A 24407-nucleotide genomic window follows, 5' to 3' on the forward strand; every position below is an offset into this window, starting at 1 on the left:
TACATTCAGGTATAATACCTTTTATTAATCTTCTTCAGGGAAAATAGTCCCTTTATTCATAATTCCATTTGGATCAAAAGCTTTTTTCAAAGTTTCCAAGATATAATAGGAAGATCCATATTCTTCTTTAATCCATGGTGTTCTGTGCTTCCCAACTCCATGGTGGTGAACCATGGATCCTCCTGCCTTAATCGTTTCTTCTACGATGATCTTGTTGATTGGATAATGATATTTCGTAATTTCTTCTTCAGGCTTTATATCTACTAGATCATAGTAATACACAAAATACATATTGGTCCCATTCATATAGCTGTGAGAAGAGTGGCCTCCAAGCATCGTAATATGGGGAATCTCTTTACGAATTCGGTTGATGCAATTTTCATAAATATTATGGATCACTCCCCACGAACCTGATACTTCTGTTGTGAAGCCAATGTTGTTAGTCTCTTTAATTTCCTTTCTTTCCTCGCTAACTTTAGAAGGATCCCAATTCAAGTTTTCAAACCATTGTTGGATCATTCGACTCTCTACGCGTTCACTTTCGCTGTATTGAGCTACGATATCTTCAATCGCTTGTCCTGTAGCCTGTGCTATAGGTTTTGGACCTTCTGCCATGAAAATCAGTACACATTTCCCTTTTGAAAAATCAAAGTGATCAGCTCCGTCTTCAGGATCGTAAAGGCGTGCAACCGATGGACGGTACCCTTGCACCATGACCTCACGAAGAATTTCAAATCCCGTTTTCATATCTTCTAGGAGATATCCATAAAATTGGTTATTCTCCGGCTTATATTGAAATACTTTAACTGTTACTTCTGTAATGTAGCAGAGAGCTCCCTCGTTTCCGATTATCACGTGGCGGATATCCGGTCCTGCTGCTCGTCTCGGAATATTTTTGATTTTCGTGATTTCACCATTAGGAAAAACAGCCTCGACCCCAACAAGCATATCTTCAATACCCCCATATAAAGTGGAGAGTTGACCAATGCTTCGTGTCGCAACAAGTCCACCCATTTGTGCAAGCGGCTTAGATTGCGGCGAGTGTCCTGTCGTTAATCCCTTGGCGCGTAATTGATCTTCCAAGTCCTCCAAAGGGACGCCGCATTTTACAGTGGCAAACATGTTGTATGAATCGATGCTCACGATGTCATTCATAGCCGAACCATCAATGACTAAAGAGTTTTCAACCGCCGTCTCAAGTCCACCTTCTGTAGCGGAACCACCAGTCTTCGGCACAGCATTAATATTGTTTTCATTCATGTATTGAAGAATTGCAGATACTTCTTCTGCACTTTTCACCTTCACGACCGCTGCAGGAAACGGTTGAGTGTAAACACCATGAATCGTTTCATATTTTCTGAAACGATCCACACTGTTCTCTTTTAACACTTCCTCCTCTGTAATGATTTGCTCTTCTGGTAAAATCGCTTTTATATCGATAACGATTTGTTCTTTTGTTAATCCCATTTACAAAACTCCTTTGATAATGAATTAATTTTATGAGTGACTGGCTTTTACAAAGATCACTCATGAAAAAGGTTATACGCTTTTTTCAAAATCCCATCGGTATACGCCGTAATGTGTTGGTAGACTTCTCGATTCATACGATTGTAGAAAGCATGGTTATCTTCTTCAGGAACAAAGGTGTCACTCACCTTAACCATCTGTTCGGTCGCTTCTTCATAATTAGAATAAGCACCAAGGGCAACTGCAACACTTATCGCTGAACCCAAACTCGCTGATCCATTAACAACGTTTCGTGTCGCCGGAAGGCCAAAGACATTGGCAAAGATTTGCATCATTAAATCGCCATTTGAACCTCCACCTGTAATCACAATGTTTTCTAACTCCGTATCCATCTCTTCACACATTGCATCCACATTCGTCTTCATCGTCAAGGCAATAGCCTCCAATATAGAATGGTACATATGAGCCCTTGTATGACGCCCATCAAAACCGATCATCATACCTTTTTTAAATGGCTTATCTCCTGGAGAAAGCCAATCAAGCACCGTCATCAACCCATCGCTCCCAGCTGGAACGGATTTCACTGCTTCTCGATTCAAGAATTCTTCAGGGGATATGTTGAGTTCTTCCGCTTTTGTCACTAATTCGTCACCAAAAAGCTCCTTAAACCAACTCACAGTCCACATCCCGCGTCGTATTCCATTACTTTCGTAGAGATATTCATTTGGAATAGCAGCGAAATTCGTCCAAAAGTGTGTCGTATTCTTTGGATTATCTTGGCCATGTATCATTCCAGCGATATACGTACCTAAAGAAATGAGCGCAGTATTCTCAGATAACATGCCAGCTCCTAACGCCTCAACCGCCTTGTCGTTAGCCGTTGCAATGACTGGAATGTCTTCAGGAATACCTGTTGCCTCTGCCGCCTCTTTCGTCACATGTCCTAAAGTCGTTCCTGGATACTGAAGTGCGAACAGCATGTCACGGGGAATGTTGTATTGATCGAAGGCCTCGCCGTCATCCATCCAATCCCATGTATCCGTATCGATTGGCCACATTCCCTGATAATTAGCAGCCGTATCGATAAACTGGCCAGTTAGTCGACGCGTGATATAACCAGAGGAGGTCGTCACACGGGCTACTTCAGAATGTATATGTTCATAAGGCTTTGATACCCGCTCATCCATCCAGCTCATAGCCGGCGATGCTAGCGTGCCATCCCCCTTGAGCAAGCATCGGCAAAACCGAATCGTACAAAGTCCGAGCCCGATGATGTCTTCTTTTTTACCAGGAAAATGCGCCATTGCCTCTTGAGTTGCTGTAACAAGTGAGTCCCACAAATCATCGTCCGGATGTTCAACAATGCCTGGAGCAGGTAAGTTCATAGGTTGTAACGTTTGTTTACCCTCGCTTACAATGTTTCCTTTCAAATCATAGATGAACACTTTTGAGCTTTGTGATCCTCCGTCTACTCCGATAATATATTTTCCACTCATTTCGATATCACATTCCCTTTACCATAGTAATTCTAGTCAGGCTTTATCGAACGAGATAACCTCCGTCAACCGCCAGTATGTGGCCGTTCACATAGTTGGATGCCTTACTAGACAGGAACACCGTTGCCCCCATTAAGTCGACAGGCTCTCCCCACCGATCAGCAGGTGTATGGTCTAATACTTTTCCGTTTGCTTTCGGATTATTTCTCGTTTCTTGTGTAAGGTCCGTTGCATAATACCCAGGAGCTATTCCATTCACTTGAATATTATACTGTGCGAGTTCATCACAATAAGCTTTCGTCAATCCAGCCAGACCATGCTTGCTAGCCGCATAAGCTGGGGAACCCTGTCCTCCATGAAAGGAAAACATGGAACAAACGTTAATTATCTTCCCGCGACGCTTAGGAATCATTTCTTTCGCCGCCTCATGGCTAAGTTCGAAAGCAGCTGTCAAGTTTACTTGCATCATTGGATCCCATTTTTCCCTACCGAAATCCTTAAAAGCAGCTACTTTATTAAGTCCCGCACTGTTTACGACTATGTCGATTGCACCCATCGACTCCACGCACTGATCGACAACTCGCTTTGCTGCTCCATCCTCAGTTATATCCACCTGCATGAATTTCATTTGAACGCCTTCATTTTCAATTAATTCCCTCGTCGTTCCATCATCCTCCGTGAGACTCGGGATGAACAAGTTCGCCCCTGCTTTCGCTAAAGCAAGTGAGAATGCCTGACCAAGTCCAGAATTCCCACCAGTAACAATGGCTGTTTGTCCTTCTAAGGAAAAGAAATCCATCGTAAAATCAGTCATATTCATATCTGCTTTCACTCCCTTCCGTATAATTAGCATAAAAAAAGAGAAAAGCATACTTCCCCCAGGGGAAGTTACTTTTCTCTCGGCTCTAGTAACTTTAACTGTTACTAAGTATATGGTTATCTATTGATACTGTCAAATGCTCCCCCACAATATTCTTCTTTTTTCGACACTAGTTAGGCGTGTAAGTTCACTTTCCATCGCTAGCTGTTTTAATAAACTTATCACCTCAACACGGGAAAATATCAACATTAACAATTAACAGTGCTATTTTATAAAACCCGTATATCTTTTATCACACTCGAAACTACTATATAATAGGGTTTGTTAAGTATTGTTGATTCTTTGTAATAAGATAAGAATTTTCTTATTGTGAAGGTCTCGAAATTAATAGATATATTTCCCGAAATTGGGTGGTTGATTGGACGGAAATCTTTTCTCGCTTCCCCTGATTCCCTTTCTCTGATTCGAACGATGGAACCTTGATTCTTTTCCTATGATAACACCTCGTTTGTTGAATAAACTTCGCTTCTCAAATCGGGAATATCAACATTAACGTTTAACTTAACCATTTAATAAAACAGTGATGTCAAAAGATAAGGAGATTATCATGAGAGAAAACAACGTAGAACTAGCACTGGAAGAAAATCCGATTATTGCTGCAGTGAAAGATAAAAACGGACTAAAAGAAGCTATCCAAACAGACTGCAATACCATTTTCATTTTAAATAGTGATATTATCAATGTCGGCGAAATCGTAGATCAAGTTAAGGCTCATAATAAACTAGCCTTTGTCCATATAGACCTATTAGAGGGCACATCAAACAAGGAAGTTGCCCTTCAATTTTTAAAAGAAAGCACGAAAGCAGATGGGATTATAAGTACTAAAGCTCAAATGGTTCATGCTGCTAGGAATTACGGTTTCTACACCGTCCACAGATTCTTTTTAGTCGATTCTATGTCATTTCGAAGCATCGACAAACAGATCGCAAACTCTAATCCTCACTTTATCGAAATCCTACCAGGTGGAATGTCAAAAGCTATTGGCTGGGTAAAAGATAAAATCAACACCCCGATTATCGCAAGCGGACTCGTTTGTGAAAAAGATGACGTTGTGACCGCATTACAAGCTGGTGCTGTAGCTATCTCATCTACAAATAGCGATGTATGGTATATGTAGAGTTTTTCAGGTGAGATTTTTCGCGATTAGTCCTCCTTCCTCTTACCATTCTATTTTCGATCTTCTATTTCAATATTAAGAGAAGGCCCTTCAGATAAGTTGTTCTGACACTGTGGAAATACCGTGAAATAACTGTCTAATTATCAACTAAAATACAGTATATTTAACACAATAAATAACAGTATAAATAGCAAACAAGAACGCTTGGATATTGAATCCAAGCGTTCTGTTTTTCAATCTCAGGAATGACATCTTTTCATTATTAATTTACTTTGGAATTGCCACAGCATTTATATCTCGACTCATGTAAAAAAGTCTATCTTTCACTAGTATATTCAAACGAAAGATAGACTTTTTCTCATATTTTAATAAGTTCCCTTATATATATAGTCTACCGAGTGCAAACCCCATATAGGCTAATAATAGACCACCCCCATAACTCACAACATTATAAATGATAAAAATATTCCACTTGTTATCTACATGCAGTTGAATTCCTTCCAACTTAAAAGTAGAAAAGGTTGTAAAAGATCCCATCAACCCTACTCCTAACCATAAATAAATCGACTCTGCTACTTCCACTCCGACCATCATACCTAACATGAAAGAACCAACTATATTTACAATAAGTGTTGCCACAGGTAATTTGAAAGAATACTTTTTGTTAACGTATTGGCTGATTGCAAAACGACCAATTGCTCCTAGAAAGCCACCGCAACCAACTAATAAAATATGAAAGAGAGTCAGCTTCATGCCGTTTGTCCCCCTTTCCCTAAAGAAAATCCTAGATTAGATAAAAGTAACCCACCACTAATACTTAGAAAGATATAGAGAATTCCTAAAAAGAGGCTTCCTCTTTCAAATAACACGATAGTTTCTACACTGAGTGTGGAAAAGGTTGTGAATGAACCGACAAACCCTGTACCTAGTGCAGCTTTCCACTTAGCTGAAATTGAATATTTATGTACTAGCTTAAATGTGAACCATGCCAACAAAAAACTTCCCAATAAATTGACCGAAAGCGTAGAGAAAGGAAAATACACATCAGCATCAAATAAAAATAATCCAATAATATATCTCAATGAAGCCCCAAAGAAGCCCGCTATTCCTACCCATATATAAACCATCGTCAATCCCCCTTGCCTGATAACATCTATTTTAGCATGGCTCATATTTTCCTCACCAAAAAACATTATATATTAAACGGTAGGTAACAGTTATGCACGCACACAAATCGGATGTGACCGCTTGAAAGAGTTGACACAGTTTTTGCTTATTAAAACACAACACTTTTTTCCAGTTAAGGACTGCCCTTATATTGTTACTCTTATCAATATCGATGCTCACGAAAAGTGTATACATGCGAATAGTTATGCACATTGACGAAGTTGTGCTTGTTGCGCTAACTTAGCAGGATTGTTGAAGACTCGATTCCGAGATGATTGTGTGGAGAAAGGGGCGGTGGGGAAGGAGTCGCTTGCCGTATGTTTCTATCGAAATCGTGCTGTTCTTCCGCCCCTGTTAAAGCATGAAATATCTGATATAACGCCAATTGAAGCCTGATGCAGACCAGAGAATATGGCCATCACACAGATCTATTGAGTCATTAGATAAGTTGTTGAAAATCGGGTGTGATAGCGTGTTTATATGAAGGGTAGGAGATTACCTGTGGTGTATGCCTACCCATCCCCCATGCTCCGATGAAAAGCAACGGAACCACGATTCTTTTATTGAATAATCCGAAGCTTTAAGCGATATGCAAGAAGGCACCTTCCAGCACAATTCTCAATCGTAAGGAATGCTTTTCACTTGAAGCACCACATCTGATGCTTCCGTTCTCCTCACGAAAGCAAGAAGGTCCGGGAAATTGCGAGACTCCAGTGGGATGAACATGATTGGTGAGATCCCGCAAGGCGTAGCCTGAGGAAGCTCACCTCATGCCCACGGAAAGCGAGTGATTTCCCGGACCTTCTAACGCCATCCTTTGTAACGGAAACCACCGTATAAATCAGGACAATGATTAACAAATGTTTTGTTATTAGAGGCTGCAATTCACTATAAAATGGTGATAATAATTTCCAGTAAAGTGTGTCAGTTATTTTAGCAGAAACTGTTTCATTTTAAATGACGGTCACATCGGATCAAGAATGATAGTAATAGACTAATAGGAAATAGGGAATGATGTTTATGTAGGACTCAAAAAAACACTATATTAATGAAGAGAAAGGTGAAATATATGAATAAAGAAAAGGCGTGGGTAAATTTGCGTGATAGTTTTTGGTTTCTTCCCGTAATCTATAGTGGAGTAGCCATACTTTTCGTTGCATTGGTTACAGTGTTGGACTTATTGGTGACTCCCTTAATTAAGGACAGTGTTCCCGCCATTTTTTTAATGGGCTCAAGTGCAGCTCAAGCAATGTATGGAGCATTAATAACATCAATATTAACTATGACAACCATTAGTTTTTCAACGATAATGGTTGTGTTGACAACCTACACAACTCAGTTTTCTCCGCGGACGTTGCAAGATTTTATGAAAAGCAGAGTTACACAGCACGTATTAGGAGTATACTCTTTTGGATTTATTTTCGTATTAATAACGCTGCTTCTCTTAGGCGAAGAAAAAGATAAGGCATTGCTTAGCCCATTTATAACCGCAATCGTCGCAATTATTTGCTTAGGTTTTTTTATATTATTTATTCATCACTCTTCACGGTTCGTCCAAGTGAATAACTTAATTGGACAAATTCGCACTAGTACCTCCAAAGTCATTCACAAAACATACCGAGAAAAAGACTATATTGAAAGAATTGACTGGGATAAGGAGGAAATTAAAAGCAGAAAAAGTAGCACGAGACATGCTATTTATGCGTCACGTTCAGGATATGCCCAAGGTCTTACTGTTCAACCGTTAATCAATTGGGCAAAAGAAAAAGAGGTTTTACTAGAGGCTAATTTTTACATCGGTTCTTATATACAAAAAGGAATGCCAGTTTTCTACTACTGGGCAGATGGTAACAAAGAATTTGATGAAGAATGGGGAGAGAATTTTTTACTACTTGGAAATGAACGTACAGATCTGCAGGATATCGAGTTTTCCCTCCAAAAATTAGTAGAAATTTCAGTGAAGGCTATTTCACCAAGCACCAATGATCCTCACACAGCAATCAACTGTATTAATAGAATCGGATCATTATTAGCAGAGTTAGGTGAAGTTTATGAACCTATCCGTTATTATGCAGATGAAAATGAGGAGCTACGAATCATACTAGAGCCATTATCTTATCGGGAATATCTTTATAAAAGTTTCTATCAAGTGAAGATCTACGGCAGTCACGATATTTCAGTTATGAACGGAGTCTTAGAAGCGCTGTATAAAATAGCGTTAGTCAACCGTGACGTTATAAAACAAGATATTTGGGAGTTCGGTCAATACATGATGAACGCTGTAGATGATAAAGGTTTAGATCGATTGGATAAGGAACATTACGATCATCAGGTAGAAAAACTTACGAGAGCATGTAGTTGATCAATTTTAAAAACATCTAAGATCAAGCCAACCTCCAATCATCTGCATTTATGCCATCTTACATTTTTTATGTCCTTGTTAAGTTTTGTTGTTGATTTTTGTTACAAAAAGTATTGTTTTCTTTATTAGGCAGATATCTATGGGGGAATGGTGTAGAGTATAGAATCTCCCACCATAGCTCTGTATTTTAATGAATGCGAATGGAGGATAGGAACGACTGAGGCCACTGAAAAAGACTTTACAAAGCAAAAACAAAGGGCCCAATTTTTACATCTAGGTTATTCCCTTTTTACTATATTTTGATTGATTTGGTTATTATTACCTTGAATTATATTCAGTGGCTTCAAACGACTCGCTTTCCACGGGGAAAATGGCAAGCCTACTCGAGCTAAAGCTCAGCGGGGTATTACCAATCTATCCTTTACCGTAAGAGTCTCACCGTTCCCCATCCCTCATTACTATAAAGAGTGGAACGGAATCATTTTATGAAAATCGGGTCCTGTGTGAATAGTACCATGAACAGACCTAGTAATATTGACTTACACCGGTAAGACTGGATCCTGGGATGACAATATTCACTGGTCTGTATCAGGCTTCAATTGTTGTTTAAAAGATATCTCATACTCTAACAGAAACGGTATAACGGTGTGATTCCTATGGAAACATTCGGCAAGGGGTGGTGGGGAAGGGGGAGACTCCTGTGGGATACGCGGGTTAGATGAGACCCCGGAAGGCGCCTGCCTGAGGAGGCTCAACGCACGCCCACGGAAAGCGACTCCTTCCCCACCGCCCCTTTCTCACAATTAAAGGAGGGATTATGACGTAACAGCCTTATTACATGGTTACGTACCTTCCCCATTCCTTCGTCTTTACCAACAGCAACAAAAAAAAGAAGTTACACGTTGTCTTACTTAACGAGTAACTTCTTTAATTCTAACTTTCACTTCAAATAGAGAGGCGAAAAGCTTTGACGATAACTCCATCATTTGCCGGTTCAAAATCGTATTGAGGTAATCGCTCAAAACCAATCCGTTGATATAATTGAATCGCACTCTTCATAAAATCCGCCGTATGTAAGCCGATTGATTCAAATCCTTTCCCCTTCGTTCTTCGGATACATTCATTGACTAAAGCTAACGCCACACCTTCTCCTCTTGCTTCAGGTGCTACAGCCAAAACACGTAATTCCGGATAATCAAGTTCATCTACATACCCTTCATATGCATCCGTATTAGCAGGAAATAAGGCCACACTACCTACAATCTCCCCTTCTAATTCTGCAACGATCAATTCTACTCCATCACCTATATCAGCATCCGAAGATATCGCTTGTTTTAAAGCCTGCCAATGTTCGACAGAAATAGATTCGGCATGCTCGCTATAAGCCTTAATTCTCTGCTCACGAATATATGGTAATTCATCCTTTTTTGCATCACGTACGATCGTCATCCATCGGCCCCTAACTTTTAATTAAAAATTTATCTTCCTTACCACTTAATTTCTCTCGACCATGTGTTGTATTCCATACCGACAAGTCAGGACCCTTAGGCAAAATTCGCTCTTCACTTTTATCTGGATTAATCGTAATAGATAAATGATAGTGACGCTTAATGGCATCAAAGTCCGTAGTGTCACCAAATCCAGGTGTCTGGTACAGATCACGAACATACCCCCATAAATTAGGGAATTCCCGAATGAGGTTTCGGTTAGTATTAAATGCATTGTAATAAGCAACATCAAATCGAGCTAATGTCGTGTAAAATCTTACATCAGCATCTGTAATAAAGTCCCCAAATAGGAAGCGCTTATCTGCTAGCCGATCGTCCAACTCATCTAATCTATCAAACAACTGATCATAGGCTAATTCATAAGCATCTTGAGAAGCCGCAAATCCACATTTATACACACCATTATTGACATCATGGAAGATACTATCACTTAAGTTATCGATATCCTCGCGTAAATGTTCTGGGTATAAATCAGGCGCTTTTTCTTTATGATAGGGTGCCCATGCAGTCTCAAAGTAATTAGTTAGATTAAAATAGTCGTTATTAACCGCTTCTTGATTCCGCACATCGACCATCAGTGGAACCGTTGGACGGCCGCTATACTCAGGATCCGTTTTTTTATATATTTCACTTAAATATTGAATATCAAGCACAGGATCTACACCATTTTCGTCCAAAGCGAACTCCCAATCCACACGGTCGAGCCTTGGTCGAAGTGGACTAACTGTACCTAAACTAATTGAAGTCTCTAATCCAAGTATCTTTCGAACGATTACCGAACGGTGAGCCCAAGGACAAGCGGCAGACCATAAAAGACGGTACCTATCAGCTTCCACAGGCAATTCATCAGGTTTATTTCCAAAAGAAGTCGTAAACCTATTGACTTGCCGTTTAAACGACCCATCCTTATTTATTTCCTTTTGTTCTTGGGATGTAGTGTTTTCCTCTGAATTAATGTTACCTTCACAGCTTGTATCTTGTTGACTTTGTGACATAAAAACATCCTTTCAGATCTTTCTTCATTTCTCTAAATTATAAACCTTAGAATTCGAGATTTATAGTTTTATGATTTTAACTTATTCCCAGACTCAGGATGAAGTTTATATGCAGAGCTAGAGATGTGAGCGGTTGGAGCCATTTAATGCTCGTTTGGGTTCATGATACATCGACTCCCTTCCTTATTATTCCATTATACGGAAGAAAAAATGCTCTTGTTTTGAATCCATTACTTTACCCGGTTGCGCAATATACCAATCCCATCAACCTCAGCCTCAACTACATCACGAGGTGATAACGGGCCCACACCCGACGGAGTTCCCGTATAAATCACATCTCCCGGCATCAACGTCATTACCTCTGTCACCTTTACAACAAGCTCCGCAATATCATGGATCAAATCATTCGTATTCGACTTCTGTTTCACTTCTCCGTTTAGTTTCAGCTGAATGGGCACATTGTTCGGATCCAACTCTGTCTCGATTACAGGCCCAAGTGGCTTAAACGTTCCAAACGACTTCGCTCGCGTAAACTGTCCATCCTTTTTTTGCAAGTCTCGGTCGGACACATCATTTCCAACCGTGTAGCCGAAGATATAGGAAAGAGCCTCATCCTTCTTCAAATTCTTCGCTTCTTCACCAATGACAATAACAAGTTCAGCTTCATAATCGATACGATGGTCAATCGAAGGCAGTTCAATATCAGTTTCGTGGGCGACGATTGCACTGGGTGACGCCATAAACATCATTGGCTCCTCAGGAATCGGCTTACCTGTCTCCTTCGCGTGCAGTTCATAGTTTAAGCCAATTCCAATAACTTGCCCTGGAACCACGGGTGTTAACACCTCTACTTCTCCTAAAGCAAATTCTGTTGAAAGTGGTCGTGTTTCCCCTTTTATGTAATCACCGTCAAGCTGAGTTATAGAATCTCCTTTCAACACGCCAAAATAGACTTCATCATCTTTACGAAAACGGACATATTTCATTGATTATTCTCCTCCTTATTCCTTCATACTCAATTAGTTCGATATTTCTCGTCTGAAATCCTTTTTTAACATAACAAAGGCCTTCTCTCCCACACTAGCCTAAGTGGGTTAAAGAGAAGACCTTCTTTAAGCAATTTATTCGTTTAGCTCTGTCAAAATATATTGTTTAACGACTTCATAAACATATTCTTGATTAGCTGCCGCTGTATTTGGATCATATTCACCATCATTTGTTTTATTGTTAGACAAAATCCTAATACCTAAATAAGGTACATCATAAGCTTTGGCCATTTGTGCTCCTGCGGCACTTTCCATTTCCTCTACAGAAGTACCGTACTTATTATGGAACCAATTAATGCGATCCACCTCATTATTCCAAACATCTGCAGAACCTATTGTCCCTTCAACAACTTTGCCTTCGGTGTGTGTATCTTTGACTGCTTGAGCTGCTGCAAGTAAATCCTGATCTCCCTCGTAATAACGAATGTTTTCAGCATCAGGGTCCTCCCCTGCACTTCCTTCAGAAGCCATTAAGTCCATAGGTTTCCACTCTTTTGGTTCGATTCCTTCCCCTTCTTCTAGATCACCTGTTTTTAGCGCTCCGATATTTGTCACTCGCTCACCTAACACAATATCGTACACGTGTAATTCAGGGTCATGTCCACCAGACGTACCTTGATTTATAATGGCTATCGGATCGTATTTTTCAATAGCTAGCGTAGTTGCGGCAGCTGTATTTTCCATACCTTTTCCTGTTTTAGCCACAATGACAGGATAGTCTTCGATCGTCCCTTTGTAAAAGACAAAATTCCCTGATTTCTCTTCTTTTACATCGTCTAACCTATCAGCAAATTCTTCAGCCTCTATAGGCATTGGACCTTGCACTAAAATAGGATCTTGATCATCTTCTGGTTCAGATTTACCCTGAGTAGAAGAGCTACACCCTGCAAATATCGATAATAAAAGCACAGTTAAAATAGCTAATAAAGAGTATTTTTTCAACATTCTGTATTCCTCCTTGTTGTTTGGTATCCTCGTAATATTAGTCAAAAGAAAAAGGCCTAGAAAATGTAGAACGATTTCTACCTTCTAGACCTACGAAGTCAAAGTATGATATTTAGCAAAAAATAGCTAGTGCTAAATCATAAAATTAGCTGCAGCAAATAAAGCCGAACAGCCAAATACTTTAACTCGTAGTCTAGTTCTTTTAATGGGAACCAGGTAGAGACACTCAGACCATATTACCGAGGATATACGAGTAATGAATTTTTAAAATGAATACTGTGCAAATATAGCAAATTCATTTAAGATCCTCAACCCAAAATACGAATTTTAATTCAAAAAAACTACAAAACATTCGTTTCTTGTTTTTTATAAAACCTTAATTTAACGTATTCAAGTTTTTAACCAGTATTAATGATGAACGAATCAGTTACCCATTTCACATAAAAAAGGAGTTAAGAAATTCGAAAAACATATGAAATAGTTTAAACTGACGCAATTTTCGATTATATTTGATTGAACAAGAATATTTAAATAATACGTAATGATATAAGTACTTGGAAGGATAGTGATTAAGAGATGTTATATATATGGCATATCGAGAAGATCATTAAAAAAACATTACAAGAGCACAACTTAGATATAAATATTGAATCTACCAACAATCTAGCTGCACCTATGAGTTATAATGTATCGACAAATACTATAAACTTTCATTATCTTCAAGTTAACGGTTATATGAGTAAAATCAGAATTGAAGAGACCGGTGAAGACATCGTTAAAATAATTCTTTATCATGAGATTGGTTATTATTTAACTTTTAAGAAACACAAACATGATTTAAAGACCTTAAAGTATGGAGATGAAGAAGAAATAGAAAACCTTAAATCAATAATAGAAACTAATGCTTGGGAATACGGGAGAACATTAGTGCCTGAACCACTATTAAAATCCTATGACGAAGTACGAGAACAAGATAGAATGCTAATAAAAGGCTTATAATATTATTATGAATTCAACTTCCAATGGATTAGAGCAAAAAAAAGCGATTACTATAACTTAATCGCTCTTTAACAGTCTATCGAGTATTGTCGATAGACTGTTTTCCAATATGAGACTGTATGACCTTATATTAATTAAATCATCCTAGAGGTTTAAATAGCGATTTAAAAAACTCTTTCCACCCTCCCTTTTCGCGACTTTCCCTTTCAGGAGTTTCCTTGATTTCAACGTGAATATTTTCTTTCTCTACTGCATAATCAACAGTCAATATAGCACCAAGGTCTGTTTCATTCTCCTGGTTGGATACTGTAGTAGTATGAATATCGTTTTGATTAGCCAAACTTTTATACGGTTTTCGAAACCGATAACTTATTTCGCCGTTCAACAATAGCTTTGAATCCTTATGTTCCTTAATTCTTTTTGATAATTCTTCAAGTCCAACTTCTTGCATCACTTGAGATTTTGTCAACACTAGCACCACGCGCTCACGAAGAGTACCCAGGTATTTTTTGCGCTCTGATGGTTTTGTTTCTTTGCTTCCATAAATCCCCTCTTGCAAGTAATCATCAACATTTGCTTTTTTCATAAACTCACCTCACACTGTTCCTATTATTAACATCAAATACCAACACATTCATGAACTTAGTTAATAGCTTAATTCCCACCAAAAATGGTTTCATAAACTGAGCTGATATTACCGCCTATAAACAACTGATGATGTACGAATCCAACGCCCTATTTTTCTACAATAACTTCATCCACCTGTTGACCTAAATGACGCCCTGGCTTATCCAATATACCTAGCACCTTTTGACCAACCTTTAATTGTATTAATGGAATTTCCCCTTCACTTTCTTCCATTAGATAAACACTGGAGGATTTTTGCAAGGTGGCTGAAACATATCGGTCTCCACTTTTACATTCCACTCTTACGAAAGGACGCTTTTCGATCTTCACACGTCCCAAGGAAATTTCCCGCTCTTCTTTTTCATCGGTAAGAGATAACTTTTCGCCCGGCGTTAATTCATGAAGATAATAGGTCTTTGCTTCTTGATATAAGTATTGGTGAAATGACCCACAATTGATTCGAAAAGGACGAGATGGATAACCCTCAGACTCACGGTTTTCAGCCAGAACTTTTATATATCCATGCCCTGTATTGCCTACATAAACTCCATCTGAAGGACTTAGGATATCTATAAAATCTAGACAGACCCTCATCCCTTCGCCTATTTCCTTTATGTTAGTTACTTCGACATATTCTTTGTCTTTTCTTGTTTGGTTGGTCATCGGTATGTAATCATCCTCTCTTTTATTTTTGGTGAAATTTTATTATCCTTCCATCCCTCTCGCTATTTTCCTGCTTCAAAGTGAGTTTTGTCCACCCAAAACCAAAAGCCGTCTTGCTTTTACATGAACAGGAAACCGTATTTAGTATTTTGAATAATATCATAAATGCTCTAGTTAACTTATAATCCTTTCATCTTTAATCTTTTTCATATTCAAATTCATAATTTATCACTCTTTTTTAACTCTGTTCAGGACTTTGGCACTTTGGTGGGAATCTTATTTGAAATCTCTGACAAAGAGAACGGACTGATATAAACGAGGATTTGCGTCAATTTTGTTTAAGTCAGATTGACTGAATTTTAAAGAAATTTTCTGAACCGCTCAAAAAGGAGTTATTTGAATCTTAACACCACTAAATATTGAATAGAGTCGTACATTCTACACTTACTTAGCTTTTTCTTTTTTTTCGCGGCCCCCTCATATAGATATGTGTTATCGAAGTGATATATGGATCTCCCCCTTTATAAATAAAATGGCGTACCCTCGTTGAGGGTACGCCATTTGTTCGGACAAAAAAAGCCCTCGATTATTAAACGGCTTTAGAAAAAGTTTATTTATACCAATAAAATTAACAATATTACTATAGGTACTAATACTAGCTTAATCCTCAATCTATAAATAAAACAAAATTAAGTGCCTTCCTTCGATAATAGCAGTTCCTTTTAAGCTCGTAGTAAATACCTAAAGTAAACCAAAAATATACATTTTAATAAATGTTTATCATGAAATATGTCTCTTTAGATTACTACATAGTTAAACTTACTTGAGAAACTGTGAACACACCTAAACGAAAAGCGTTCTTATTGAGGACCTTTCCCACGTTAATTTTTCAGATAATTGTTACTATTTAGTCATTTACATCTTGGATAGATTTTTGTATAATTTAAATCGAAACGTTTCACCTAATTCTTGAAAGGATGTGTACCACTTGAAAAAATTCTTATTTTTGCTTCTATCACTGGTATTGATTTCCAGCGCTACTCTTCCTTCTTCCACGTATGCAGAACCGAAACACAAAGGAAAAAAAGTCGCTTTATCGAAACAATTGAAAGCGATTTCAGAGAAAACCTATCGTTACTTTGAAGACTTCACCGACGAAGATACTGGACTTACTTATGATGCCGTTCGAATGGATAACGGTGAGATCAATGCAGAGAAATTTACATCACCGACTAACATCGGCATGTATATGATGAGTACCATTTCCGCTGAAGAAGTTGGACTAATTTCTCGTGAGGAAGCCGTTACACAAATTGAACAGACGTTAAACTCTCTTGAAGACATGAAAAAATGGAACGGATTATTTTACAATTGGTATCACACGGATGATGGTTCGTTAAAAACCGATTGGGGACAATTCATTTCTACCGTCGATAATGGGTGGCTTTCTGCAGGTTTAGTTGTCGTGGGCCAAGCTTATCCAGAACTATTTGGTCAAACAAACTCAATAGTTGAAAAAATGGATTACTCCACTCTTTATACACCTGAAGTAGGACAAATGAGAGGAGGATATGATGTAGAAGCCGGGAGCTATACGGCTCACCATTATGGTGCCTTTTATACTGAACCTCGTGTGGCAAGCTATATCGCCATCGGAAAAAAAGATGTTCCTCAAGAACATTGGTGGAAAATGTACCGTACCATGCCGGATAGTTGGGATTGGCAAGCCCAAACCCCCAAAGGATATACGGAAACCTACGATGGCGTAGAAGTATTTGAAGGACATTATAGCTATGACGATAAAAAATATGTGCCAAGCTGGGGTGGAAGCATGTTTGAAGCCTTAATGCCTCAACTTGTACTGAAAGAAAAAGAATTAGGTAAAGATGCGCTTGGATTGAATAACCAGCGTCATGTTGACATTCAAATCCAATATGCCAATGATAACGGGTATGAAGCTTGGGGAATGTCACCTGCAGCTACACCAGATAATTATTCTGAATTTGCAGCTACTCCCTTAGGAATGGACGGTTATAAATCCGATGGTACCATCACTCCACACGCTACATTTTTAGCACTCGAATACGCACCAATGGAAGCATTTAAAAACATCCAGGAATTGAAACGTTTCGACACGTATGATAAATACGGTTTCCTCGATTCCGTCAACGTGGAAACCGGAGAAGTCACACAAGCGTATCTTGCTTTAGATCAAGGGATGACAATGGTATCCATTGTAAACTATCTGAAACATGGAGTAATTAGAGATTACTTCCACGAAGATAAAATCGGAAAATCACCAGAGGAATTACTGATCAAAGAAAAATTCTCCATACAGTAAACGACGGTAAGAGACGATACGTACCTCTAACAGAATAGAACCATAGAAAAGCCAAGGGATTAGATATCTAATCCCTTGGCTTTTTCATTCATCAATTACATGGATCGAACTGACAACCGTTCCACAAATTCCGTTGGAAGATTATACGTTTGTTTCACATCTTCACCAGCAAGCATTTGAAAAATTAAATGCACGGATAATGATCCTGCTTCGTATTTCGGCTGCCTCACTGTAGTGAGGGGAGGATTAACGTATTCAGATAACTGGATATCATCAAACCCTATAATAGAAATATCATCAGGTACAAGGATCCTTTTCTCTGAAAATGCCTGTAGACCACCTATCGCCATTTCATCGTTAGCATAAAATATGGAATCAGGAAGGTTTTGCTGAGCAATAAGCATTTTCGTTGCACGATATCCTCCTTCACGCGTAAAATCACCACCTATTTTCAGACGTGATTGGAATGAAATTTCGTAATTTTCAAGCGCATGCCTATATCCTTGAAACCTTTCTTCATTATCGTGCGAGTTCATCGGACCGCTTACATAAGCAATCGACTGGTGACCTTTCTTAATTAAATACTCCGTTGCTTCATATCCTCCTTGCTGGTTATCGACCTCTACATGAATCACATACGGATTATCAATGGTCCGATCCAGTACAACGATTGGAAAATCTTTTCTTGCTGAAGCTCTAATGACCTCAGTACTAATGTTTTGTGCCAAAATGATGGCCCCATCCACCCTTTTTTCTTTAAGAAACTTTGATGCGGTAGACTTTTCTCCCCCCACAGAGCTGCAAGCAATCAGATCAAAACCATTCGACGCTGTTACCTCTTGCACTCCTTTGATCAGTTCAGAGAAGTAAGGCCCTGACAAATCACTTAATATTAAGGCAATCGTATTGGTCTTCGTCCGTTTTAAATCTGAAGCAAAACCATTTTTTTGATACTTCAATTCATGTGCTGCTTTAAGAACTCTTTCAATCGTCGCAGCACTAACTTTATCGATTCCATTTAGGGCATAAGAAGCAGTAGAAACTGCTACTCCTGCCCTTTTTGCAACATCCTTAATCGTAGTCATCCTACACTCCTCCATGAAAAACGCCCTATGAATCTATTGTAACTGTATAAACGCATAGTTAATCAAATTATTTGATCCCCGACATAGTAAATCCTTCCACAATGTACTTTTGAAAGAAGGAAAATATAATGATAATCGGCACAACCATAAAGGCAGCTCCCGCCATTTGTAGGGCAAAATTATTTGCATACTGGCCTTGCAACAAGGAAAGACCTACCGATAAGGTATAGAGACTTTCATCATTTGCAATGATTAAAGGCCATAAGAAGCTGTTCCAGCCCGCAATGAATGTTAAAATTCCTTGCACAGCAAAAATTGGCTTGGCGATAGGAATGACTAATCTGAAAAAGATATAAAACTCTCCTGCCCCGTCCAGCCTAGCTGCTTCTATCAAATCTGTCGGAATGGTTGTCATGAACTGTCTAAACAAAAAGATACTAAAGGCTACCGCTAACCCCGGTAACACAATACCCGTCATCGTATTCGTTAGTCCCATCGAATTTAATAATAGATAAACAGGAATCATCGTTACTTGTCCTGGAATCATCATAGTTGCTAATACGAGATAAAAGATTTTTTCTCTACCTTTAAATTGATACTTTGCAAAACCATACCCAGCCATAGCGTTAAATAATAATCCAATAAAGGAAAAGAAAACAATGATTATAGTATTTTTTAAGTAAATCAAAAAGTTCATCTTCGTGAATAAGTTAATATAATTATCAAACGTCGGATTATCTGGAATAATCGTTGGCGGTATGGCAAGTACTTCACTTTCTGGTTTGAAGGAACTGGATATCATCCAAATGAAAGGAATAGAAACCAAAACTCCGCCAGCGATAAGGAAGAAGATCACAACCGCGTTTTCTATTTTACTCTTTTTAGTCGTTGCAGCCATATGCTCAACTCCTATCTATTAATACTCAGTATCTGACTTTCTTAATTTAAATTGAATCGCCGTCACAATAATAATCATGGCAAATAACACAAAGGATGCTGCCGCTGCATAACCAAACTGACTAAATTGGAAACCTTCCTTATAGATAAATAATGCGACAGAAACGGTGCCATCCAATGGTCCTCCATCTGTCATGACAAAGGGTTCTTCGAAGAACTGCATCCATCCAATTAAAGTGGTAATGGTAACAAAGAACGTTGCATATCTCAGCAATGGCAACGTGACATTAAATAGAACTTGGAAGCGATTGGCCCCATCCATTTCCGCTGCTTCATAATAAGATTTCGGAATGCCTTGTAAGGCTGCCAAGAAAATGATCATATTAATCCCAATACCTTTCCAAACAGCCAAAATAATAAGTGAAATTTTGGCTATCGTCGGCTCTTCCAACCAAGGAATATTTTCAACAGTAAGCAATGAGAGTAAGAAATTAAATAGACCATATTCTGTGTTATATAAATAACCCCAAATGACGGCAACAGCAATAATGTTTGTGATGGAAGGCATATAATAAACGGCACGAAATGTGTTAAAAATCCTGCTCGTGCCATAGTTCAACAGCAAAGCGATTGATAACGAACTAATAATCACGAGTGGTACACCAATGACGACATAAAACACTGTATTGAATATCGACTTAATAAACGTATTATCTGATAAGAGATCTTTATAGTTCTCGATTCCAATAAAATTGACAGAGGACCAATCGACCAAACCTTTTAAATTTAAATCTGTAAAGCTAATAACAAAAGCTATAAGTATAGGGATGATACTAAATAATAATAGCAAGACGACAGCCGGAGCTATGAACATATAAGGGTGTCTGTTTTTGAGCAACTTATTCATGAAAACCCACCTATCTATACATGACAGGTACAAAAGATGATGAAATGAAGAACTTGTACTCTCCTCCCATCACCCTCATACCTTTGTGTTTTATTCTTCTATGAAGCTTTGTGCTTTCTGATTAAATTCTTCAAGTTCTTGATCTACATCAGCACCGCCTTCGGTGATTCGCTCAATTGAACTTAATAACTCCTGTGCAATTCGTTCAAATTGCTCGATTTGAAGTCCTGGCTTGGCATCTTCCAATTGCGTTCCGAACGTTGCATACATAGGGTCTTCCTTCATCACAGGATCTTCCCACGCTTCGGTTCGAGAGGGTAGTGTATTCGATACATCTAACCAATCCAGTTGGGTGTCCACATCAGTCATAAAGGAAATATATTTTAGAGCTCCTTCTACGTTATCAGAGCTATCAAATACTGAAAGAACGGATCCCCCCATGCTTGACGTATTCGATTCTTTTTCAGGCATAACAGCCGTTGCCCATTTTCCTTCAAGGTCTGGTGCTTGATCATTGATTATGTTGATCATCCATGGACCACTAAAGAACATGGGCTTTGAACCTTCTTTAAAAGCTTCAGTGATATCTTTCCCTTGCTGTTTTTGGCTAAGTCCTTCTTCAAAGTAACTCGTATAATATTCGATGGATTCCTTAAATTCTGGTGTATCGAAGTTCAACTCTTTCTCTTCTAAATTCGCTTCATATCCATTTTGCCAAGCAAAAATGAATGGAGTAATCTGGTCATTACGATCAATATCCAACCCATAAGCATCCTCACCGCGGTCGGATAATTGAGTAGCTGCATCCTTCATATCATCCCACGTTTTAGGTGCTTCTTCATATCCAACCTCTTGCAACAAATCTGTACGGTAATACATGACACGAGTATCCACATACCAAGGAATTCCTACGACTTGGTCGCCATGTTCCATCGTTGTTACAGAACCATCAAAATAGTTTTCTTTAGCAAAGGTTTCATAATCTCCCATGTGTTCTGAAAGGTCTTTCAATGCTCCAGCTTCAGCAAACTCAGGCACCCAGGTTGTCCCTAACTGAACAACATCAGGACCGTTTCCAGAAGCTACAGCGGTAAGTAACTTGTCATGCGCTGTATCCCATGGAATTGCTTGAACGTCGACAGTCATATCTGAATGCTCTTCTTCGAACCTTTTACTAAAGTCTTGAAGTTTTTTACCTTCCTCTCCCATCGCCCAAACAGTAACCGTATTCTCATCTCCACCAGAAGATGAACTATTATTTGAACATCCAGCTAACACACTTGATAAAATGACTACCACAACAAAACTTAACAATTTCCACCTCAATGAAAGCACCCCTTAAAATTTATTAGAATATCATCGAAACGTTTCAATAACTGAATTATAGTTTATTTTGAATCCGCTTACAATACATTTATTAAATTTTTTGAAAAATACATTAAAAACTCTATATATAACGCTTTTTATATTGACTATTGAATATACCACGCTTATACTTCAATTATAAAATTAAATCGAAACGTTTCACTAAATAACTTTTAGGAGGATATATATTAATGAATGATAACCAAGTGACAAATTTACTGAAACAAATGACGCTCGAAGAAAAAGTAGGACAGCTCGTGCAATTAGCTACACCGTTTTTCAAAGGGGCTACGGATCGAGGAGAAATTACGGGACCCATGGAAAACATGAACATTAGTGAAAAAGATATTCAACACACTGGCTCGGTATTAGGTGCTTCAGGTGCGCGTGAAACGATCAATATCCAAAAGGTACATATGGAAGAAAGTCGTCTCAAAATACCTTTATTATTCATGTCTGATATTGTTCATGGATTTAGAACGATTTTCCCAGTCCCTTTAGCTATCGGATGCTCGTGGGATCTTGGTCTTGCAGAAATAAGCGCCTCCATTGCTGCAAAAGAAGCATCTTTGTCTGGAGTGCACGTAACATTTGCACCCATGGTCGATTTATCACGAGAACCTCGATGGGGACGAGTGATGGAAGCGACCGGTGAAGACACTTACTTGAATAGTGAATTTGCCCGATCATTCGTTCGAGGTTTTCAAGGAGATTTAGAAAAAGACCCTTATAAAGTCGCTTCCTGTGTTAAGCACTTTGCCGCTTATGGTGCTCCGGAAGGCGGTAGAGATTATAATACCGTCGATATGTCAGAATGGATGCTGCGAGAAAACTATTTACCTGCTTATAAAGCCGCACTAGATGAAGGCTGCCAAATGGTAATGACTGCTTTTAATATTCTAAACGGAATCCCCTCCACAGGCAATGAACCGTTAATGAGAGACATCCTAAGAGGTGATTGGGATTTTGATGGTGTATTAATATCAGACTGGGGAGCTGTTAAAGAACTTATCCCCCATGGAGTGGCAGAAGATCAAAAGCAAGCAGCGATGAAAGCGATGAAAGCCGGCGTCGATATTGAAATGATGACATCATGTTACGTCAACCATGTCCAAGAATTAATTGAGAACGGGCAATTAGAAGAACAAACGTTAGATGAAGCCGTGCTACGAATTCTTACATTAAAAAATAAGCTCGGATTATTCGAAAATCCATATCGCGATGCAAATGAAGAGGATGAAAACAAATATATCCTCTCGCCTGAACACCGTAATGCCTCTCGTGACCTTGCATCTAAGTCCATTGTCTTACTAAAAAATGAAGATACCTTACCTTTAGATAAAAATAAAAAAATTGGTTTGGTTGGTCCGTTTGCAAACAGCACGGATATTTTAGGTCCATGGTCTTGGGGAGGTTCTTCGAAAGATACCATTACCATCGATGCCGGTTTAATCAACCATATAAGCCAAGACCAACTATCCATTTCAGAAGGAACCGATATTGAGTCAGGATCTGATGCCCAATGGCAGGAAGCCTTACAAAAAGCAGAAGAATCAGAAGTGATTATCTTAGCGCTAGGAGAGCATTCCGATATGAGCGGAGAAGCTGGATGTCGTGCTGATATCCGCCTGCCTGAAGTACAATTGCAGTTATTGAAAAAAATGAGATCCCTCGGAAAGCCAATCGTGGCTGTATTATTCAATGGCCGCCCATTGGATTTAAGAGAAGTTGTCGAACATGCCGATGCCGTTGTAGAAGCCTGGTACCCAGGTACAGAAGGTGGAAATGCTATAGCAGACATCCTTTTTGGTGAAGTCAATCCATCTGCTAAACTATCCATGTCCATGCCTTATTCTGTTGGACAAGTGCCAATCTATTACAACCGATTTAATACAGGCCGGCCTAAAGGTGCCCCCGACGCTCAAGAACGCTATGTATCTCAATACCTAGACATTCCAAATGAACCACTCTATCCATTTGGTTATGGGTTGAGTTACAGCACTTTTGAATATGGGGATGTACATCTTTCCTCCGATCAAATCACAGCAGAAGATACACTAACAGTCACCGTTCAATTGTCCAATACAAGTAAAGTGGCGGGTGAAGAAACGGTTCAACTATATATTAGGGACCTCGTTGGGGATGTTGTGCGTCCTTTGAAAGAACTGAAGGCGTTCGAAAAGGTAAATCTACAACCTGGTGAAACAAAAGAGGTAACATTTACAATAAATGAAGATCAGTTGCGCTACTATCACTCCAACCTCGAATTTAAGAGTGATGCAGGAGAATTTAAAGTATTCGTGGGTACCAATAGCAATGATGTCAAAACGAAGAATTTTCATTTAATGAAAGATTAATAGATATAACAAAGCCGCATGGTATTATACCATGCGGCTTTGTTATTTGATTCTTATTATATTTTTACTAGATATAGTAGAAGAAGGTAAAAAAATAAACGCCCTATAATTACACTGTATATTAATTACCACAAGATGAAGTGGTGTCTGGTGAACCCAGATTTTAACGATTTTCTTTTATAC

The 24407-nt window shown here is 38.8% G+C and carries 20 protein-coding genes and 1 riboswitch; of the genes, 5 read left to right on the forward strand and 15 right to left on the reverse strand.

All coding sequences use genetic code 11. The features are described from left to right. Window positions 1-24 precede the first annotated feature (24 nt). Genes ACFQIC_RS15365 through ACFQIC_RS15375 form a run of 3 tightly spaced genes read right to left on the reverse strand, consistent with a single transcriptional unit; the run spans window position 25 to window position 3783 of the window. Window positions 25-1467 (reverse strand): FAD-binding oxidoreductase, encoded by a 1443-nt coding sequence (locus tag ACFQIC_RS15365; protein ID WP_204710045.1) that lies wholly within the window; start codon window positions 1465-1467, stop codon window positions 25-27. A gap of 56 nt (window positions 1468-1523) precedes the next feature. After that, window positions 1524-2963, reverse strand: coding sequence for an FGGY-family carbohydrate kinase (locus ACFQIC_RS15370; protein ID WP_204710046.1), 1440 nt, complete (start codon window positions 2961-2963; stop codon window positions 1524-1526). Window positions 2964-3006: 43 nt separating this feature from the next. Continuing rightward, complete coding sequence (locus ACFQIC_RS15375; protein ID WP_204710052.1) at window positions 3007-3783, reverse strand: SDR family NAD(P)-dependent oxidoreductase; 777 nt, start codon at window positions 3781-3783, stop codon at window positions 3007-3009. Between the two features lie 607 nt (window positions 3784-4390). Here ACFQIC_RS15375 and ACFQIC_RS15380 point away from each other — a divergent pair. Continuing rightward, the gene (locus ACFQIC_RS15380) at window positions 4391-4960 is read left to right on the forward strand and encodes a glycerol-3-phosphate responsive antiterminator (RefSeq protein ID WP_204710054.1); all 570 of its coding nucleotides are present in this window, start codon (window positions 4391-4393) and stop codon (window positions 4958-4960) included. A 378-nt stretch (window positions 4961-5338) separates the two neighbouring features. Here ACFQIC_RS15380 and ACFQIC_RS15385 read toward each other — a convergent pair whose 3' ends face one another. Together ACFQIC_RS15385 and crcB are read right to left on the reverse strand one after the other, a co-directional pair. Continuing rightward, a complete protein-coding gene (locus ACFQIC_RS15385; protein ID WP_390217355.1) occupies window positions 5339-5713 on the reverse strand; it encodes a fluoride efflux transporter FluC in 375 nt (124 codons plus the stop codon). Next, window positions 5710-6087 (reverse strand): fluoride efflux transporter CrcB, encoded by a 378-nt coding sequence (gene crcB, locus ACFQIC_RS15390; RefSeq protein ID WP_204710055.1) that lies wholly within the window; start codon window positions 6085-6087, stop codon window positions 5710-5712. Before crcB ends, ACFQIC_RS15385 begins: the two co-directional genes overlap by 4 nt. 1109 nt (window positions 6088-7196) lie before the next feature. Between crcB and ACFQIC_RS15395 the strand changes: the two genes are divergently transcribed. Continuing rightward, window positions 7197-8489 carry a DUF2254 domain-containing protein gene (locus ACFQIC_RS15395; protein WP_204710057.1) on the forward strand — a complete coding sequence of 431 codons (1293 nt, stop codon included), beginning with the start codon at window positions 7197-7199 and terminating at the stop codon, window positions 8487-8489. A 945-nt stretch (window positions 8490-9434) separates the two neighbouring features. Here the strand turns inward: ACFQIC_RS15395 and ACFQIC_RS15400 are convergent. The 4 genes from ACFQIC_RS15400 to ACFQIC_RS15415 form a co-directional block, all read right to left on the reverse strand. Next, window positions 9435-9938 carry a GNAT family N-acetyltransferase gene (locus ACFQIC_RS15400; protein ID WP_204710058.1) on the reverse strand — a complete coding sequence of 168 codons (504 nt, stop codon included), beginning with the start codon at window positions 9936-9938 and terminating at the stop codon, window positions 9435-9437. A 10-nt stretch (window positions 9939-9948) separates the two neighbouring features. Beyond that, complete coding sequence (locus ACFQIC_RS15405) at window positions 9949-10992, reverse strand: glutathione S-transferase family protein (RefSeq protein WP_204710059.1); 1044 nt, start codon at window positions 10990-10992, stop codon at window positions 9949-9951. A 230-nt stretch (window positions 10993-11222) separates the two neighbouring features. Beyond that, window positions 11223-11978, reverse strand: a complete 756-nt coding sequence (locus ACFQIC_RS15410) for a fumarylacetoacetate hydrolase family protein (RefSeq protein WP_204710060.1) — start codon at window positions 11976-11978, stop codon at window positions 11223-11225. A 135-nt stretch (window positions 11979-12113) separates the two neighbouring features. Next, window positions 12114-12983, reverse strand: a complete 870-nt coding sequence (locus ACFQIC_RS15415) for a 5'-methylthioadenosine/S-adenosylhomocysteine nucleosidase (protein WP_204710062.1) — start codon at window positions 12981-12983, stop codon at window positions 12114-12116. 169 nt (window positions 12984-13152) lie between these two features. Next, window positions 13153-13256, reverse strand: a riboswitch (purine riboswitch). 303 nt (window positions 13257-13559) lie between these two features. Between ACFQIC_RS15415 and ACFQIC_RS15420 the strand changes: the two genes are divergently transcribed. Next, complete coding sequence (locus ACFQIC_RS15420; protein ID WP_204710064.1) at window positions 13560-13982, forward strand: hypothetical protein; 423 nt, start codon at window positions 13560-13562, stop codon at window positions 13980-13982. Window positions 13983-14121: 139 nt separating this feature from the next. On the opposite strand, the gene ACFQIC_RS15425 is transcribed toward ACFQIC_RS15420, so the two are convergent. Then, on the reverse strand, window positions 14122-14568 hold the full coding sequence (locus ACFQIC_RS15425; protein ID WP_204710066.1) for a YueI family protein: 447 nt from the start codon (window positions 14566-14568) through the stop codon (window positions 14122-14124). Between the two features lie 149 nt (window positions 14569-14717). After that, window positions 14718-15272, reverse strand: a complete 555-nt coding sequence (locus ACFQIC_RS15430; protein ID WP_204710068.1) for a 3-dehydroquinate synthase II domain-containing protein — start codon at window positions 15270-15272, stop codon at window positions 14718-14720. A gap of 988 nt (window positions 15273-16260) precedes the next feature. On the opposite strand from ACFQIC_RS15430, the gene ACFQIC_RS15435 reads away from it, so the two are divergent. Continuing rightward, a complete protein-coding gene (locus ACFQIC_RS15435) occupies window positions 16261-17613 on the forward strand; it encodes a glucoamylase family protein (protein WP_204710069.1) in 1353 nt (450 codons plus the stop codon). Between the two features lie 95 nt (window positions 17614-17708). Here the strand turns inward: ACFQIC_RS15435 and ACFQIC_RS15440 are convergent, their stop codons facing one another. From ACFQIC_RS15440 to ACFQIC_RS15455, 4 genes are all read right to left on the reverse strand, one after another. Beyond that, complete coding sequence (locus tag ACFQIC_RS15440) at window positions 17709-18698, reverse strand: LacI family DNA-binding transcriptional regulator (RefSeq protein ID WP_204710070.1); 990 nt, start codon at window positions 18696-18698, stop codon at window positions 17709-17711. 67 nt (window positions 18699-18765) lie between these two features. Then, complete coding sequence (locus ACFQIC_RS15445; RefSeq protein ID WP_204710071.1) at window positions 18766-19596, reverse strand: carbohydrate ABC transporter permease; 831 nt, start codon at window positions 19594-19596, stop codon at window positions 18766-18768. 18 nt (window positions 19597-19614) lie between these two features. Continuing rightward, entirely contained in the window at window positions 19615-20502 is an 888-nt protein-coding gene (locus ACFQIC_RS15450) for a carbohydrate ABC transporter permease (RefSeq protein ID WP_204710072.1), read from the reverse strand. Between the two features lie 90 nt (window positions 20503-20592). After that, window positions 20593-21828, reverse strand: coding sequence for a sugar ABC transporter substrate-binding protein (locus ACFQIC_RS15455; RefSeq protein ID WP_465260872.1), 1236 nt, complete (start codon window positions 21826-21828; stop codon window positions 20593-20595). Between the two features lie 230 nt (window positions 21829-22058). Between ACFQIC_RS15455 and bglX the strand changes: the two genes are divergently transcribed. Continuing rightward, window positions 22059-24224 carry a beta-glucosidase BglX gene (gene bglX, locus ACFQIC_RS15460; RefSeq protein WP_204710073.1) on the forward strand — a complete coding sequence of 722 codons (2166 nt, stop codon included), beginning with the start codon at window positions 22059-22061 and terminating at the stop codon, window positions 24222-24224. Window positions 24225-24407: the final 183 nt, after the last annotated feature.

The sequence above is a fragment of the Halobacillus seohaensis genome (assembly GCF_042663045.1).
In the GTDB taxonomy this organism is placed as follows: domain Bacteria; phylum Bacillota; class Bacilli; order Bacillales; family Halobacillaceae; genus Halobacillus_A; species Halobacillus_A seohaensis.